13 protein-coding genes are annotated in these 17,328 nt (G+C 37.2%); 2 read left to right on the top strand and 11 right to left on the bottom strand.

Translation table 11 applies throughout. The features are described 5' to 3' along the window. Positions 1 to 77: 77 nt before the first annotated feature. The 5 genes from J2Z40_RS08015 to J2Z40_RS07995 all read right to left on the bottom strand — a co-directional run bounded on the left by J2Z40_RS08015 (position 78) and on the right by J2Z40_RS07995 (position 7,563). Positions 78 to 3,083, bottom strand: a complete 3,006-nt coding sequence (locus J2Z40_RS08015) for an AAA family ATPase (RefSeq protein WP_066392588.1) — start codon at positions 3,081 to 3,083, stop codon at positions 78 to 80. Positions 3,084 to 3,096: 13 nt separating this feature from the next. Further along, a complete protein-coding gene (locus J2Z40_RS08010; protein ID WP_066392586.1) occupies positions 3,097 to 4,317 on the bottom strand; it encodes a metallophosphoesterase family protein in 1,221 nt (406 codons plus the stop codon). Positions 4,318 to 4,748: 431 nt separating this feature from the next. Next, the gene (locus J2Z40_RS08005; RefSeq protein ID WP_066392580.1) at positions 4,749 to 4,958 is read right to left on the bottom strand and encodes a hypothetical protein; all 210 of its coding nucleotides are present in this window, start codon (positions 4,956 to 4,958) and stop codon (positions 4,749 to 4,751) included. 459 nt (positions 4,959 to 5,417) lie between these two features. Further along, the gene (locus J2Z40_RS08000; RefSeq protein WP_066392577.1) at positions 5,418 to 6,671 is read right to left on the bottom strand and encodes an ABC transporter permease; all 1,254 of its coding nucleotides are present in this window, start codon (positions 6,669 to 6,671) and stop codon (positions 5,418 to 5,420) included. Then, entirely contained in the window at positions 6,664 to 7,563 is a 900-nt protein-coding gene (locus J2Z40_RS07995) for an ABC transporter ATP-binding protein (protein ID WP_066392574.1), read from the bottom strand. Before J2Z40_RS07995 ends, J2Z40_RS08000 begins: the two co-directional genes overlap by 8 nt. A gap of 153 nt (positions 7,564 to 7,716) precedes the next feature. Here J2Z40_RS07995 and J2Z40_RS07990 point away from each other — a divergent pair, with 153 nt between their 5' ends. Continuing rightward, complete coding sequence (locus J2Z40_RS07990) at positions 7,717 to 7,902, top strand: YhzD family protein (protein WP_066392572.1); 186 nt, start codon at positions 7,717 to 7,719, stop codon at positions 7,900 to 7,902. Positions 7,903 to 8,302: 400 nt separating this feature from the next. On the opposite strand, the gene J2Z40_RS07985 is transcribed toward J2Z40_RS07990, so the two are convergent. The 3 genes from J2Z40_RS07985 to J2Z40_RS07975 form a co-directional block, all read right to left on the bottom strand. Then, the gene (locus J2Z40_RS07985) at positions 8,303 to 9,094 is read right to left on the bottom strand and encodes an enoyl-CoA hydratase (protein ID WP_066392570.1); all 792 of its coding nucleotides are present in this window, start codon (positions 9,092 to 9,094) and stop codon (positions 8,303 to 8,305) included. A 224-nt stretch (positions 9,095 to 9,318) separates the two neighbouring features. After that, complete coding sequence (locus tag J2Z40_RS07980; RefSeq protein WP_066392569.1) at positions 9,319 to 10,944, bottom strand: long-chain fatty acid--CoA ligase; 1,626 nt, start codon at positions 10,942 to 10,944, stop codon at positions 9,319 to 9,321. Positions 10,945 to 11,629: 685 nt separating this feature from the next. Further along, positions 11,630 to 12,160, bottom strand: coding sequence for a GNAT family N-acetyltransferase (locus J2Z40_RS07975; RefSeq protein ID WP_066392568.1), 531 nt, complete (start codon positions 12,158 to 12,160; stop codon positions 11,630 to 11,632). A gap of 771 nt (positions 12,161 to 12,931) precedes the next feature. On the opposite strand from J2Z40_RS07975, the gene J2Z40_RS07970 reads away from it, so the two are divergent. After that, a complete protein-coding gene (locus J2Z40_RS07970; RefSeq protein ID WP_162840472.1) occupies positions 12,932 to 13,102 on the top strand; it encodes a hypothetical protein in 171 nt (56 codons plus the stop codon). A gap of 145 nt (positions 13,103 to 13,247) precedes the next feature. Here the strand turns inward: J2Z40_RS07970 and J2Z40_RS07965 are convergent, their stop codons facing one another. From J2Z40_RS07965 to J2Z40_RS07955, 3 genes are all read right to left on the bottom strand, one after another. After that, positions 13,248 to 13,787 carry a GNAT family N-acetyltransferase gene (locus J2Z40_RS07965; RefSeq protein WP_066392567.1) on the bottom strand — a complete coding sequence of 180 codons (540 nt, stop codon included), beginning with the start codon at positions 13,785 to 13,787 and terminating at the stop codon, positions 13,248 to 13,250. A 652-nt stretch (positions 13,788 to 14,439) separates the two neighbouring features. Then, positions 14,440 to 15,951 carry a coproporphyrinogen III oxidase gene (locus J2Z40_RS07960; protein WP_066392565.1) on the bottom strand — a complete coding sequence of 504 codons (1,512 nt, stop codon included), beginning with the start codon at positions 15,949 to 15,951 and terminating at the stop codon, positions 14,440 to 14,442. A gap of 122 nt (positions 15,952 to 16,073) precedes the next feature. Next, positions 16,074 to 16,940, bottom strand: a complete 867-nt coding sequence (locus tag J2Z40_RS07955; RefSeq protein WP_066392563.1) for a Cof-type HAD-IIB family hydrolase — start codon at positions 16,938 to 16,940, stop codon at positions 16,074 to 16,076. Between the last annotated feature and the right edge of the window lie 388 nt (positions 16,941 to 17,328).

The following is a 17,328-nucleotide window of genomic DNA, read 5'->3' as shown; positions in this document are numbered from 1 at the left end:
CAACTCTCCCTTCTATGAAAATAGTATACCATATTGTATTTTTACGTTGGCCATCTCTTTAAGATCATATCTCTTTCCTACAAACCAGTCATCTGTGCTGCAGTCGTTTCATGGTTAACATATAAAATTTGCTCTTCCTTAAAGGAAGGGAGTAAATGCTGATGACAAGTGAACAAGAGGATCTGTCTGTTTTTTAGACTCTTCAATAAACTGATTACTTTCTCTGTCCTCTTATAATCAAAGTTAACAAAGCTATCATCAATAATGATCGGAAAAGAGTATTTCTCATAAATTGTCTCTGCTAATGCTAAGCGAAAGGAGATATATACTTGCTCTCTTGTTGCTTGACTAAGCTCATTTGCTTCAAATAATTGCTCGTTTTTGCTTCTAATTAAAAAGCCACTGCTATCCTTTTGGGAATAGATGCGTGAATAACTTCCATCCGTTAAAAAGGAAAGGAACTCTTCGGCTTTTTCAAGCATTTTTGGCATTCGCTCATTTTTAAATGTTTCAATTGTCCTTTCGAGGATCTCCTTTGCCATCGCATACTTTGCCCAGTCCTTCGCCTCATCATTAAGTTCTGCTTTCATTTGCTTATACTTATGTAGCAGATCTGCATACAATCCTCCCTCTTCGATCGACTCAATCTGAATCTTTTTCTGTGCGAGGTCCTGCTGTAACAGAGGCAGCTTTTCCCTTAATTGAGTGAATTGTTCCTTCTTCTCTTGAAGGGTTGCATCTATATTTGAAAGGCTCAAATACGTTTCCTGCTCTTTTTCACTAAAAACGGATTGTTTCATTTGCCTTTTCAGTTGATTAAGCCTATCTTCACATTCCATCTTTCTTCCCGCTAAATGGCCAATTTCTCGAAAATGCTCTGCATTTATTGCTTCAGCAAGCTGGAAGAGGATGCTTTGCTCCTTCTCATAGTACTCCCATTCTGTGATCAGCTTCTTTAACTCCTCTTCTAATTCAACGAGCTTTTCTCTTCTTTCACTAATCATAATCCGCTTTTCTGTTTCTTCCTTTACTCCCTTCTTTAATAAATAAACAGTTTCCTGTGGATTCATTCCTTTTGCTTCTAATAAATCGTCTCCTAGCATTTGGATCGCATTCAATAATAAGTCCAATCGACTGCAAACTTCAAGGTGCTGTTGCTGGACGAGTTTTTTTTCTTTATATAGTTGTTTTTGCTCTTCTATCAGTTGGAAAGCATCTGCTAAATAATGAAGAGCGAGATCCCTAGGAAGCGACAGGGCAGCCCCCATCGCTACCATCTTCCCTTCCTGTTCCATCATTTCTCTTTCCCATGCTTCAAATGCCAATACGGTTCTTTCATATTGCTCATTTCTTTGTTCCCAAAAAATCTTATATTGCTGCCATTTCTGCAAATACTCATTATCAATAGCTATTTCTCTTTCAAATCGAGAATAGTTATCTCCTTCACTCATCATTTGCATGAGCTGCTTCTTTCTTTCTTCCACTTCCTCGATTTCATTGATGAAAAAGTCATTATTCGCTGAAGTCGATTTTTTAAAATACAGCAAGATGGAAAAGGCGATCCCAATGGCTCCAATCATTACAATCATCCATTCAGCAACACTGATTCCCCATCCTAGCAGGAGAAGAAAAAGCATACAAAATAAAACAAATTGAATGCGCTCCTGCCCCTTCTTTCGTGCTCTTTTATCCTTATCCTTTTTTTGTGCCCGAAGAAGAGAGGTATGTCGTTTATCTAGCTGCTTCATTTCCTGCTCGATTCCTATCTTTTGGCTAGCTCTTTTTACTTTCTCCTCAAGCAATGCTCTCTTTTCTTTTGGCAGACAGTTTCTTTTTACTTGTTGTATTTTCTCTTCAATCTCTTCAAGCAGCTGTTTGTCCTCGTTAAAGCGATCATCTAAATCATATTTCCTTGCCTTTAAGCGTTTGTATTCCTCTTCTAATTGAGCTATTTTTTCTTTCATAAACATACTCGTATCAATAGAGAGAATTTCATCTTCCTGAAAAGTCAAATGCAGCTTTTCACTAATCACTGATTCTTTTTGCAATAATAGCTGCAGCCTCGCTTTTAATTCCTCCTCCTCTTGCCTTAGCTTCTCAATGAGGGCGAGGCTTTCTGCTGCGACATGAATGTCGTGTTCTTTTTTTAATATTGATTCATTTGGAGCAGTGTTTTTAATTTCTTCTTCCAAACGATTCACCCTCGAAGCTAAGCTTGCTCTTTTCCCTTCAAGTGGCTTCATCATCTCTTCAAAACGTTCCAATCTAGCTAGTCCATCGACTGGAAATTGGATATGACTAAAAGATTCAAGTTCTTTTTCAATCATTCTTTCCTCTGCCTTTATCGGCTGGACTTGCTTCCATGCTTCTAGACGAGCTATTTCTGCGTATAAATCATGCTGAATCCCCTGGACCTTTTTGATTTCTTCCTCTATATGTACTTTGTCTTTTAGAAGCTTCCAATAGTGATCATTTTGTTGCTCTACCTTTTTTAATTCTTGATGCAGCTGTTTTAACTCTCTTAGCTTTTCATTCACTCTAGGCTTCTTTCCATTCGGTTTAAAGCGTAAATCCATTTCCTTTTGAAGTGTATTTTCTGCTTGTAAAAGCTGATCCGTGCCTAATGCGCCTGCTGAAAATAAAAATCGACCTAAATCATCGCCCTTCATTTGATGAATATTTTGCAGGCCATGGATATTAAATGAAAAAATTGATTGAAAAAGAGTCTTATCTACATGAGACAAAAGATCCTTTAAACATTCGTCCTCTCCCGTTCTCCCATCTTCAAATCGAACACTAACATCTCCTGCCGCCTTCCCTTTCACTCGCTCAATAACAACTTTTCCATGAGCTGGAAATTCAGCAGTAAGCTGCCCTCCGTATTTTGCTCCCTCTTTCGGTTCATATCTAAGCTCAGATTGCTGTTTTGTTGGAAAACCGAATAACATGCTATGTATGAATGACATAATCGTGGACTTTCCTGCTTCATTTTCCCCATATATTATTTGAAATTCATGCAGATTAGCTATTTTCAAATCTGTGAGCTTGCCATAGCCATATATATGAAGTTCCGTTATTTTCACATTGTCACCCCGCTTACTGTTTATAAATTAGATGTAATAGTACTGTTTGTGCTTCATTTGCTAGTTTTCTTTTTTCTTCATCTGTGAATGAATCCACATACCTTCGAGCCAACGGGTGATCAAATAGAGCTGAAATTCGCTGATCTAATTGCTCATAATGTCTAGCTGTTTGTATGAGCTCATAATAGAAGTCCGATTCATTCATCAATTGCTCAAGCGTCCATTCTTCTTTTTCTTTTATGTTGAGAGAAGCTACCCATACAAATGCATCTTCCCCTTTTTCTTCCTCTTGTAAAATGTCCAGTAGCTCACCATTCACTAAGCTTTTATATTCCTCTTGTGGCATATCGATATTTTCAGCTGTTATTGTTAGAATTGTTCCTTGATTATCTGCCCGATATCGTTCCATTTCCTTTCTGCATAAGAGATATAGCTCATGAAATGTTTTGATAGCAGAAGCATTAATCATTACTTCCTCCCATAATACAGACGATGATTCAATAAATTGCAATTGGGCATCCATGTCTGTAAGCTGTACATAATAACAGCCCTTCTTTCCAGTCTCTTTACGATTTCTCCCTTGAATATTGCCAGGATAAATAACAGGAGGCTCCGCATGCAATTGATGCCGTTTATGGATATGCCCGAGCGCCCAGTAATCAAAGTTTTTTTCCAGCAATTCGTTTACTGTAAACGGTGCATAATTCCCATGCTCACGATTTCCTTCGATTTGTCCATGCAAAATCCCGATATGAAAGTCAGCATCTTCCTTTTTTGTATAGTACTGAATCATGCGTTCGTATACATGTCGTTTTGGATAACTGAAGCCATACAGATTGATCGAAATGTCCTTATTTGTCACAAACCGTTTCACATCCATCTCCTGAGGAAAAATATACACATTTTCAGGCATTGGCAAATAGGTCCATTCCCCATCTAAATGATCATGATTTCCATGGACAGCAAAAACGGCGATATTATGCGCTCGTAATCTTTCCATTTCTTTAAGAAACCTAATTTGTGCTCGCACACTTCGGTCCTCTCCATCAAATAAATCCCCTGCCAAAATGACGAAATCAACTTGAAGAACAATTGCTTGATCAACAATTGTGCGTAATGCTTCAAATGTACTTTCCTGTAGCTTTCGAAATATTGATTGTGGCAAATGCTTAAGGCCGATCATCGGACTATCCAAATGCAAATCAGCGGCATGAATAAAAGTCAACTTCTTCATATTAAATTCCTTTCACGCTCTTTTTTACCATTTTAACCGATATCAAAGGCGAATGCACGTTCTTAGGAACAAAAGCGCAAGCGCCTTGATCATCGCCGTACAAACTGGAAGGACTGGTTCTTTCGATAAAGGAAACACGGTAAGCGATAGCGATACCGTGCTTGACGCAATCGTTGCGGAGGAGTACTGAAGTTTGATAGGCGATAGGCGCTCCTCCTATAAGAAGTACACTTATACTCGTGCGATGAATATGCTGCCGAAGTATTCCTTGTGGAGCTGGACGTAGAACAAACTATTCACATTTTATAAAAAATGTGCGATTATAAAATTTCTCATCCCATAGAAAAATATATGTTTGCCCTTTATTCTCCTTAAAAAAATAGCACCAAGCCTCTATTAAAGAGAACTTGGCGCTATTTTTTGCTAACTATTTAACGTGACTCTTTAGGCGGCTGGCACACATCACATTTTCGTTGGTGATTATTTTTAAATTTCGTAAATGTTTTTTCAAACTGGCTGCCACATGCACATTGAAATTGTAATTTTTGAGAAAAACCATGATACTCAGTTGACAGCAATTTACTTTCTGAATTTTTCTCAACAAACTCTTTAATTTTATTAATTGACCATCGCTTATTCATTCACTTATACCTCCATAATTGATTACTAGACGGAGGCTTTCTTAGGCATCCGTTTATTTATACACAAAATCATAGGCTACTCATTATAGCATAGTTTGCTGACTAGTTTCATTGGCAAAAAAAAGCGGAAGCGCCTAAGGTCTCGCCGTACAAACTGGAAGGTCTCCGACTGAGATAAAGGAAACACGGTGAGTGTAAGCGATACCGTGCTTGACGCAATCGTTGCGGAGGAGAACTGAAGTTTGATAGGCGATAGGCGCTCCTCCTATAAGAAGTACACTTATACTCGTGCGATGAATATGCTGCCGAAGTATTCCTTGTGAAGCTGGACGTAGAAAAAACTATTTAAATTTTATACACAACGTGCGATTTTATAATTTCCTAAACAAAAAAAAAATGACGTATGTTCATTCATACGTCATTTTTCACATAGATTGATTACATTCCTTTAAAAAATGATTAATCTTTCTTCGTTAATTGCAGTGCTTTTTTCACATCTTTAAAGGAACTTGATTTTCCGTACATTAACACGCCGCCCTTATACACTCTTGCACCAAAAATAGCTAGAACAACGATGGATAGAATTAGGATGGCGATTCCAAGCAATGGCTCCCATGTCGGCAAAGTTAGCATGCCTACACGCATAAACATGAGCATTGGCGTGAAGAATGGAATGTAGGATGTAATTGTAATAAATGTTGTTTCAGGCTGGTTCAGACCAAACATGGCAATAAGGAAGCCAGCAACAACCATCATCGTCATCGGTGTAATCATCTGCTGCACATCTTCAATTCTACTTACTAATGAACCAAGGAATGCTGCCAATGTCGCATATAGAAAATACCCTAGGATAAAGAATACAACCGCATAAACAATCGTCTGAACTGGTACATCTCCAAAGCCAAAAAACTCAAAAAATCCACCTTCCATTGATTCTAAATTGCGTTTGACAAAATAATAGCCGACAATTAAGAAAAAGCCCATTTGTGTCAAACTCAAGAGCGCAATCCCAATAATTTTCGCAAACATTTGCTGAATCGGTGAAACGCTCGAAATTAGAATTTCCATGACACGGGATGACTTTTCTGTCGCTACCTCCATGGCAATCATATTCGCATACATAATCACTGCAAAATAAATAACAAATAGCAGTACATAGACAAGCCCTCTTGCTTGATTTAACTCCTCTGCCGTTTTCGCATTTTCCTCTAGAGCTACTTTACTAAAGGAAACGGGCTCATATAATTTCCCTAATTGTTCCTGTGTTAAATGAATCTGAGATGCAGAGACTTGAATCTTTATTTGTTGAAGACTTTGCTGTAATTGTCCAGGGAGCGTTGAATTTGCCACACTTCTTGCTTTATATGCGGCGTCCGGCAAACCTTCATTATTAAGAGAGAGAATAAGAAGGCCTTCAAACTCTTCATTCTTCACTGCTGTTTCGCCATCCGTCTCAGATCCTTCAAATAGTTCTAACTGCACTTCCTCATTCAACAACTTAAACTGCTCTTGTAAAGGTTCAAATAGCTCTCCTGATTGATCCATTACAGCGATTCGTTCTTCTTTTGAATCGCTAGTAAACATGTCAATAATTTGTGACATATTTGTAAGCGCAATAATTAAAACTAGCGTAATGAGAGTAGTAATTAGAAATGATTTCGTTTTAACTTTACTAAAATAAGTATGTCCAAGGATAACCCAGAAATTATTCATAGGAAGCACCTACCTTTTCGATGAAAATATCGTTTAATGAAGGCTCCTCAAGCATAAATTTGCGGATAAATCCTTTTCCAACGATGTCTTTCAAAATTCTTTCGGCAATTTCTTCCCCTTCAATTTGCAGATGGATGCCTTCTGTCGTTTGTTTTGAGCGCTTCACCCCAGAAGCATTTTTCAAGAAATCCAAATCAAAATCAGCATGAATAACTAAGTTTTTCCGGTCAAATGATCGTTTGATTTCTTTTAAAGAACCTTGAACAACAGGCTTTCCCTTATGCATGATGCATAGATGCTCACACATTTCCTCCACATGCTCCATTCGGTGAGAAGAAAACACGATCGTTGTTCCATTTTGCTTCAATTCCAATACGGCATCCTTTAATTGCTCCACATTCACAGGGTCTAATCCACTGAACGGCTCATCAAGAATCAATAACTTTGGTTTATGAATGACGGCTGTAATGAATTGAATCTTTTGCTGATTTCCTTTTGAAAGCTCTTCTACCTTTTTATCTGCATATTCAGGAACTTTAAAACGATCAAGCCAATATGTAAGCTCCTTTAATGCATCTTGCTTATGCATGCCACGTAATCGAGCAAGATAGACAATTTGATCCTTTACTTTTAGCTTCGGATACAGCCCTCTCTCTTCTGGTAAATATCCAATAATTGGGCTTGTTGAATAATTAATTGGCTTTCCATCCCAAGTAACGCTCCCTTTACTTGCATCAAGCAAACCGAGAATCATCCGAAATGTTGTCGTTTTTCCTGCGCCATTTGCCCCTAGAAAACCGAACATCTCCTTTTCGGGAATGGTAATCGAGAGATCATCAACTGCTGTAAAACTTCCAAAACGCTTTGTTACTTGCTCTAGCTTTAATCCCATAAAAAAAACACTCCTTTCTTTTGCAATTACATATACGTTTTAAATAACAAAAAGGTTCAAATTTCTATGATATAAATAATTCTTTACATCATTGTTAAAATTATGCGAGAATAATAGTAACTATCTGAATTTTATAATAAGAGGTGAAAGCAAATGAAATCGTATAAATTAACCGTCTTTGAAGCAAATGGAGAAAAACTTCTTGATGAAGCTTTTCAAGCAGGTAATGATGAGGAAGCAAAAGCAATTGGTGAAAAACAACTCGAAGAAAAGGGATTTTCTGAAAAAACACATCGCTGCACATCCCCTGCTGGTAAGCTTATTTTATTTCATCGATAAGGATGCTAGTCTGGATCAATCACGCTTTACAGGAAATGCGAAGAGCAGTCTAAGCACAATGCATAATTAACAGGATACAGGTTCCGCTATTTGCAATATTAATTGTACTTTTGCATTTTCACCGGATATACGTTCCGTTATTTATCTGAAAGATGTTGTTTTCACCTAATTATTAGCAAATAACATACCAAGTGTCCGAAAACTCTCAAAAATAGCCTGATTTATGATAATAACGTACTCATGGTCCGCAAAAAGTGGAAACGACATCAAGTATGGGATTGAGGAAACCAAACAGAACGCATGGATTTTGGCACTGAAATCCATGCGTTCTGTTTGGTTTACACATTTTCTCCATATGATTGGAACTTCTTACATTCTCGTATTCTTTGCTTTTTACATACTATTCTCCTTTAAAAACAGGCTTGCGCTTTTCCAGAAATGCTTGAATGCCTTCCTGATGGTCTTTCGTTTGTCTCATTTTGCGCTGTGCTTCCTTCTCTAACTCTAGCACTCTTAATAGCTGTGGACGATTTTTTTCTGCAAATATCCTTTTTGTTTCGATCATTGCAAGAATCGGACTATTTAGAAGCTGAGCTAGTTTCGCTTCTACTGCCTCCTCCAATGTTGGTTCTGCTACTTCCTGGATGAGTCCTAGCTCATAGGCTGCCTCAGCTGTGATCGGTTTTCCTTCCCAAATCATTCGTTTTGCTTTGTCTTCGCCTAGGCATTTTTCCATGAAATAATGTCCACCGCCATCAGGGATCAATCCAATGCCAATAAAGTTCATAGCTAGTTTACTATTTTTATCAGCCACTACATAATCTGTCGCTAAGGCAATGCTTAATCCAAGCCCTGCCGCTGCTCCAGTAATTGCACTGATTGTCAGCTTTGGCATCGTATAAAGGGTTAATACAACCTCACTTATGTAATCCATGACGATTGGAAAATCTGCTTCAGATGCGTCAAGAAGCATCGTCTTTATATCTCCTCCTGAAGAGAATGCTCGTCCTTTTCCTTTCAGCACGACAATCTCAATTTCCTCCGATTGACTCAATTCTTTTAACATGGAGGCTAAACCCTTCAATAATTCAACATTTAATGCGTTCAATGACTCTGGCCGATTAAATTCAACCGTCGCTACTCGTTTGTTTATCGTTAATTGTAATGTTTCTGTTTCTGCTTTAATTGTCATAATATTCCCACCTCTCTCCCTCATTATAATAAATAATATTATTTTTAAAAAGCTTTATTCGTAAAATTCTAATAATTAATTATGGCAGCTGTTTTCACTAACGATGTTGCCATTTATAATATAGTTGATAAAGATTGATTTCAAAATCAACAATCTATTAAAATTGAGCCTAAAGTAAAATTAAAAATCGACCACAAAAATATTTGCAGTCGATTTTTAAGCAATTATTTATTTGTACTTGCGTATTCCTTATGAACTTGATCTCTTAATGCCATTTTCAAAAACTTTCCAACAGATGTTTTTGGAATTTCGTCAAAGAATAAAATGTCATCTGGAATCCACCATTTGGCAAACTGCGGCTTTAGAAATGCTAAGAGCTCTTCCTTTTCGACCTTTCCTTTATAAGCATCCTTTAAAACAACACATGCAACTGGACGCTCTTGCCATTGTTTATGTGGGACAGCGATCACAGCTGCCTCAAATATGGCTTCATGCGCCATTAACGCATTTTCTAAATCAACCGAGGAGATCCATTCACCGCCGCTCTTAATTAGATCCTTTGTCCGGTCAACAATTTTCATGAAGCCTTCTTCATTGATCGTGACCACATCCCCTGTGTAGAGCCAGCCATCTTTGAAAGCTTCAGCTGTTCTTTCATCCTTATAGTATTCGGAGGCAATCCAAGGGCCTCGAACAGCAAACTCACCCATTTCCTTCCCATCCCAAGCAACATCGCCATCTTTTCCAACGACCTTCATTTCTAGCCCTGGCACGAGAATTCCTTGCATCGCTTTAATATCCAATTGTTCTTCATAAGGCAGCTCTTCCTGATAGCTTTTCAGCGTAGAAATAACGACTAATGGACTTGTTTCCGTCATGCCATATGCATGCATGAACGGAATCTTAAACTTCTCTTCGAAAGCCCTGATCATCCCTTTTGGTGCAGCCGCCCCTCCGCAAAGGACACCTCGTAAAGAAGTCATATCATATGAGTTCTCTTCTAATTCTTTTAATAGTCCTAACCAAATCGTCGGCACTCCTGCTGTAATCGTCACCTTTTCCTTTTGAATGAGTTCAGCCAAAAGCTGTGGTGTAAAATATGGCCCAGGCATGACCAAATTCGTGCCAAACCATACCGCCGCAAACGGCAATCCCCATGCATTAGCATGGAACATTGGCACAACAGGCATCGCAATATCCTTTTCACTCACTGCCGCGCTATCAGCCATTCCCAATGCCATGCTATGAAGAACAATTCCACGATGAGAATAGACCACTCCTTTTGGGTTTCCAGTTGTTGCAGATGTATAGCACATCCCAGCCGCTGAATTCTCGTCTAAATCATCTGGATATTGATAATTTCCTGTTGCTTCTTCTAGCAGCTTTTCATAATGATACACATTTGAAAGCGTAGTAGCAGGAAGCTCAGGTTCATCTGTCATAATAATAAATGCTTCTACTGTAGGGATCTTATCTTTAATTGCTTCTACCAATGGCAATAAATCTGCATCAATTAATAACACCTTATCCTCTGCATGATTAATAATGTAGACAATATGCTGTGGAGATAGGCGAATATTAATCGTATGGAGGACTGCCCCACTGCAAGGAATCGCAAAGTAAGCTTCTAAATGGCGGTGATGATTCCATGCAAGTGTCCCAACCTTCCCTCCTCTTTCAACGCCAAGCTTTTCGAGACTTTCCGCCAATCTTTTTGCACGCGCGGCTATCTCCTTGTATGTAAATCGCTGAATGCCACTTGCTGTTCTTGATACCACTTCTTTCTTTGGAAAAAACTTCTCTGCACGATTGATCATCTGCGTCATTGTCAAAGGTGTTTGCATCATCATATTGATTCCTCCCTTTTAATAAAGCGCTTTCATTCCTCAAAGAAGTCTATGATTATTTGTACCTTTACTATTCTCTTTTTAAGTGAAAAACCCTTTAATTTTATCAGAGTTTTCAGTTATTGTTCTCGATTTTTCATTAGTAACGTTTTTTTATTATCGATTGAGAAACAGGCAGAACACGTAACATGCATTCGTATGAAAAGAACTAGTGTTTCAGTATGTGAATTAGCAGATACTTCCTCTTACTTCTGGTTATATAAGGATTACTACGTTTTACTATCGAAAATAGATACAGATGTAGCATAGTTTTAAACAGCTATTGTTCACTTGTTAAAAGCACTATCAAAATAGGGTAAATTGTAGAATCAATGATCATGATTATCTATGGTAGAAATCGAATATTGCTAATTTGCTTATCTAGGATCTCGAATATATGCACGTATTGATTAGGGGATCTAGTTGAGCAACTTTGCAGATAAATAGACGGAAAAAATCCGCTTATTTCGTAATTTTTAATAAAAAAGACAGAAATAGACGGAAAAATTCCGTCTATTTCTACGAAAAGTTCAATAATGGTCGATTTTTCATTGAATAAGCGGAAAAATTCCGCTTATTTCACCTAAAACAGGCTTCATTCAGCATTTAAGCGGAATTTCTCCGCTTATTTTTCTTTTGCTCAACGCTCTCATACCCGATACTCAATCAACCAACAATCTTGATATTTCCCCTCGTGAAGTTCATGATTGGGAAGGATTTTCACTTTTTTAAACCCACATTTCTCATAGCATTTTATTGCCCTAGTATTTCTTGATTGAGGGTCCATAACTACCCGGTCTGCTTTTTTCTGTTCGATTAAAAAAGTAACGATTGTTGAAACAAGCAATGTACCTATCCCTTTATTCCAATATGCTACTTCGCCAATAAATTGATCTGTTCCGTAAATAATTTCATTCAAATAACCATATTCTTTTTTCGCTTCATTATTTAACAGATAGAATTGGATATAGCCAATTTCATTGCCATCATACTCAACAATGCATTTTACTTCATCATCTTCAGGTGCATAAAAAACTTTATTCACTTGATCTAAATCAAAAGGATGATCCCTGCCTTCATAAAATTCTAGAACTAAGGGGTCTGAAAGCCATTTGGCTAGCAGATATTTGTCCTTTTCTTCCAATTTACGAACGTTTAATTTTCCATTTTGAATGAACATTTATATCCTCTCTCTATAGATGCATCTGCAGCATCAAACCATTCCATCATTAGTTGAAGTATTGATCTAGTTCTTTTTGGTCCTTTACGATAATTGCATTCATCTTATCTTGTTGGAACATTTTTATAATCTCAGCCTTACTTTTCTTTTCAAAAAAATGATTCCATCTAAACATATTCTTAAATATTTTAAATGTTGGAGCATAGTTAGCTGATTCAACTCCAATCAACTGTTTCAAATACCTTTTTGTGATCCTCCATATCCGAGTGTAATACGGTGTATCCAAAAAGATAATTAAATCAGCATTCTTTAAACTGTTGCTAACCCAGTTAAGATTGTGAGCACCCTCGATTATCCATCTCTTCTTACTAATTATTTGGTCCAAATAGTGATCCCTATCTTTATCATTTCTTCTTACGTCACCTGTTCTATGTCTTTCCCATACTACATTATCCAGTTCATAATGCTGTATGTGGTATTTTTTGATAAGTTTCTGGCTAATGTGGTTTTACCGCTGCCCACTGAACCAATAATATGGATTCTATTAGGATTATTTATTTTCAATTTGTTCACCACCAAATAACGGCTGCGTATTTTTCAGATACTTAATCTAGAGCATTTCTAAGAGTTTTTGCTAGCTCCTTTATTAAAATGATCAAAACTCAAAATTATGTACATCGTTCATCATTAATAATTTGTCAAAAAATAACTAGTTTTTTTATATCGAAACCCTCCTCAAGTTTGGTAAAATTTACAAAGGAGGGGACGAACATGGCTGCAACAAGCGCAATAGGCTTACTATCTTTGTTGTTTACAATTGCTATACCAGTATCCATCGTATTTCTTTTACTATGGATTTATCAGATTAAGAGAAATACCGAAATACAAGTTGCACAAAACAAGGAAATCTTTCAGCTATTAACAAAAGAGAAAATACAGTAATTTATGCAAAAAATGAATCTGTACTTTGGGAAGCAGTTTTGAGCTTCCCTTCATTTTATTAATAGCACTACTCGCTGATATTTTAAATATCTATTCTACTTTTGATCGGAATCAGGGCTATGGTTAAATAAAAGTACTCCTATTACTAACTCCTCAATAATTGCTGAGGTGAAGCCCTCCACTCCTCATCTAAAATTGCATAATAGTACTCATCCCACCACTCGTTTCCTTGAGGGATACACTTCTTGAAAAAGCCTTCTCTTCTCATCCCAATCTTCTCCATCACTCGATAGGATGGAATATTCTCAGGCTGACAAGTCGCTATAATTCTATGTAATTTCATTGTCTCAAAACTATATTTCAATATAGAATGTGCAGCTTCAGATGCATACCCTTTATTATAATATGTCGGATTGAACACCCACCCTAACTCATATGTATGCTCACCAAAATACTTATGAAACACAATATGACCAATCAACTTTTGTTCTTTCTTTAACAGAACAGGGAAGTTCTCAGCATTTTCACGACTATTTTTACTGACAAATTCTTTAGTATCTACTTCAGATAATACTCCCTCTGGTATATATTTCATAACATTGCTATCAGATGTATACTCATAGACTTCTTGCCAATCGTCATATGTAAATTTTCGTATTTCTAATCTTTCTGTTGTAATATTCATTTTCTTTACTCCCACAATGTTCATATGCAATTTTTTCGATTTACCTTATAACTATTTAGGTTTCAATTAATAGATTGCATGCGTTTGTTTAAAAAAGATCAATCAATTTCACTTGTATATTTTTCTGGCAACAATTGCATAACTCCATTAAAAATAGTGCGTCTCTACTTATAGTAGAAACGCAAAAATTACTTTTCATCTTTCAATAAAACATTTGTTGCATGGGTCTTAAGAAAGTTTTTTTATTAATTCAACCGTTAAGCTGACTAAAAATATGGTTAGTAAGCACAGTAGAAACAATTTCCACCATTTCATATGGATCTCCTTTAAAATGTTAATTTGTATGTAATCTCTTAACTAAATTAATCACTCTTATTTTATTTAGTCAACAAGTAAGGGAAAAAGACCTTGTTAACTTTTTGTAAAAGTTAAACTCCCTTTATCTATCTTCCTATTACTCCATGTGCTTACCTGATTCTTTACTTGAATAAACAAACTAATTATCCTTGAACTCAAGTTGATCGTTCATTCCTATTTGGTAAAAAACTCATGTAAACTGCAATACTATCTGACATAAAGTTGTTGCTACATCATTTACAATCCTCCAGCATCCTCTCTCTTTTTTCACTCAAAAAAAATCCCCTGCCAAACATTAGGCACGGGATTCCTGTATATTAAAATGTTCATTTAATAGTTGGATTTTATCTTCTGTGTATTTTTCAAAGCTGTCATTATATGTTTTTGGATCTTTTGGATTAGCAAAATGAGTGATTTCCCCGGTTTCTGGATGAATGAATTTACTTGCGGCTCCACAGCCAATGCCGATGATCGTTTGCTGTTCTTCCATAATCAAAATATTATAGATGCTGTCTTGATTTGGCAGCGAGTAGCCTACATTTTCTAGATTCCCTAGAATGTTCTTCTGCCGGTATAAATAATAAGGTGCATAGTTATGCTCCCTCGTCCAAGACTCAGCCATGTTCATCATTTTTTCTGCTTCCATTCGATCCGCTACTTTATACTTATCCTTATTTCTCGTCATTTCTGATGCCCGTTTGAAGGAAAGTGTGTGAACAGTGAGTGATTCTGGCATTAATTTCTCTGTCTCATTTAAACTATAAGAAAACTCTTCTACACCCTCACCAGGCAAGCCAATAATCAAATCCATATTAATATTATTCATGCCCATCTCTCTTGCTAGATGGAACTTATCGATTGTTTCCTCCACGGTATGATGTCTGCCAATTGCTTTCAATGTTTCTTGCGTATAGGACTGAGGGTTGATGCTTATCCGGTCAATATGCCATTTCTTCAGCACCTCTAGCTTTTCCGGTGTGATCGTATCGGGTCTGCCCGCTTCAACCGTAATCTCTCGAATATGCTCCACATCAGGGAAGGAGTCATACATTTCCTCATAAAGCATATCCATTTCTTCTGCCGAAATACTAGTCGGTGTGCCTCCACCATAATAAACAGTCGTGATTTTCACATTGTTTGCCTTCAGCCATTCGCCAATCGTCTTCATTTCATAATGAAGACCACCAAGGAAGGAGTCTACCGAGCCTTGTCTGCCATTAATAGCGTATGCTGGAAATGTACAATACGCACATTTTGTTGGACAGAATGGGATGCCAATATAGATGCTTACTTCTTTTTGAAGATCATATAGATCTGGAATGACAGAAAGCTGCCGATCGACAATTTGCTGCATTAGCTCGATTTTTTCATCAGTAATTAAATATTCTTCTCTTAATTGCTGATGAGCGATTGATTTTGGGACTTGCTTTTGCATTTGACGGTGAAGAAGCTTAGTTGGCCGAATCCCTGTAAGAATTCCCCATTTTTGCGTGATGCCTGTCCACTCTTGAAGAATCGTCAAATACACATGTGCAACCGCATTTTTCACTTGCTTGAAATGTTCTTTATCATTACTAGCAGGCATAAGTGCTTTTTCATATGTTGCCTTTTCTTTCGTGCCTTCTTTATCTATTAAAACACCTTCAACATGAATTGTTTCAGTAAGCTGAACCGTAAAAGCAATCGATAGATCATGCTCTTTTTGAGGAGTTAATGAAACAATGCATTCTTCAAAAAATAAGTTAGCGATTAGCCGAAGTGGACGATGGTACCTCTCATCCGCTAATCCAGTAATAGAGATTCGCAAAATTATCACCTTTTATAAAAAATAGTAAAACTACCATCAGCTTATAAAGGATGGTAGTTCTTATGATCATAATATAATCTATTTTAGTGTACAGAATTGCCTATTCGAGGTCAATTGACAATCTATTTTAATAAATTCATTTTCTTTAAAAATTCGATTGGCTGCTGTTTTCTAAAATGCTCCTTCACCATATAAGTCACGCCTTGCTGATCATTTGGACGTGTAACCCAGTCTGCTGCCTGTTTCACTTCGACCGGAGCATTCCCCATGGCTACGCCTAATCCAGCGGATTCAATCATCTGTAAATCATCGATTCCATCGCCAATAACAACCATTTCATTTCGAGCAATTCCTAAATGATCCGCTAAATATAACAGTCCATTTAGCTTCGAAACACCAGCAGGCATAATATCAAACCGCAGCTCATTTAATTGGACAATATCTACTTCACCAAATGTTCCTTGAATGGCTGCTTTGACATCATTCAAGTCCTCTGCATCTTCAAAATACGCTTCAATTTTCGATGGGGTTACAGGCTCCTCTAAGATCGTCTCACTAATCGACTCAACAAATTGCTGAGAATAAAAAATCGGATCGCCTGAAGTGAACACGGTTTTTGCCATCATATTATGGTTTAGCCTTGATTTATTTGCCAGTGCATATTTCTCATGCACTAATCGGATTTGACATTGAAACCCTTCCAGTAAGCGGACAATTTCATACGTTACATCTTCAACAATCCGTTGTACATAGATTGGTTTTTCATGTGGACCCGCAATATACGCACCACTATGTGCAACGAGAAGTGAATTTATTTTTAATGCTTTCGCTACCTTTTTGGCAGATGGATAGCTTCTTGAAGTAACTAAGGTGACATAAATCCCCTTATCTTGCACATATTCAATTGCTTCTTTCGTCGATTTATGAAGCCTTCCACTTGATTGAAGGAGAGTTCCATCAATATTTATTGCTAAAAGTCGATAGATCATCTGACTGCCCCCTATTCCTGATGTAAATGTCTCTATTACACTTTTATGAAAAAATGAAAAGGAATAGAACAGGACATGGACAATGACAAATGAAAACTTTTGATTATGCTCTTTTCTAAAAGTATGTTGTTATTAAAACAATTGTTAGAATGAATGGTTTACCAACTAGGTCGGTTGATTGGAGCGTAAGGTGCGAGATCCTCGAAAATGCTGTCGCATTTCCTTCGTGCGGTGTGAATTCTAAGAAGCCTACTCAATGTCCTGCGGGATGCGTGGGACAGCTGAGACCTAAGCAGGAGCGGATGCTCTGAGGAGGCTCAGCGCCCACCCCGCGGAAAGGGAGCAACCTGAAGTGGAAATCAACCTTTACCAATTATGTGTGAAATAG

It is taken from the genome of Cytobacillus eiseniae (assembly GCF_017874625.1).
Classification (GTDB): domain Bacteria; phylum Bacillota; class Bacilli; order Bacillales; family Cytobacillaceae; genus Cytobacillus; species Cytobacillus eiseniae.
Note: the sequence above shows the minus strand (reverse complement) of the source record. Positions and strands in the feature narration are given on the sequence as shown.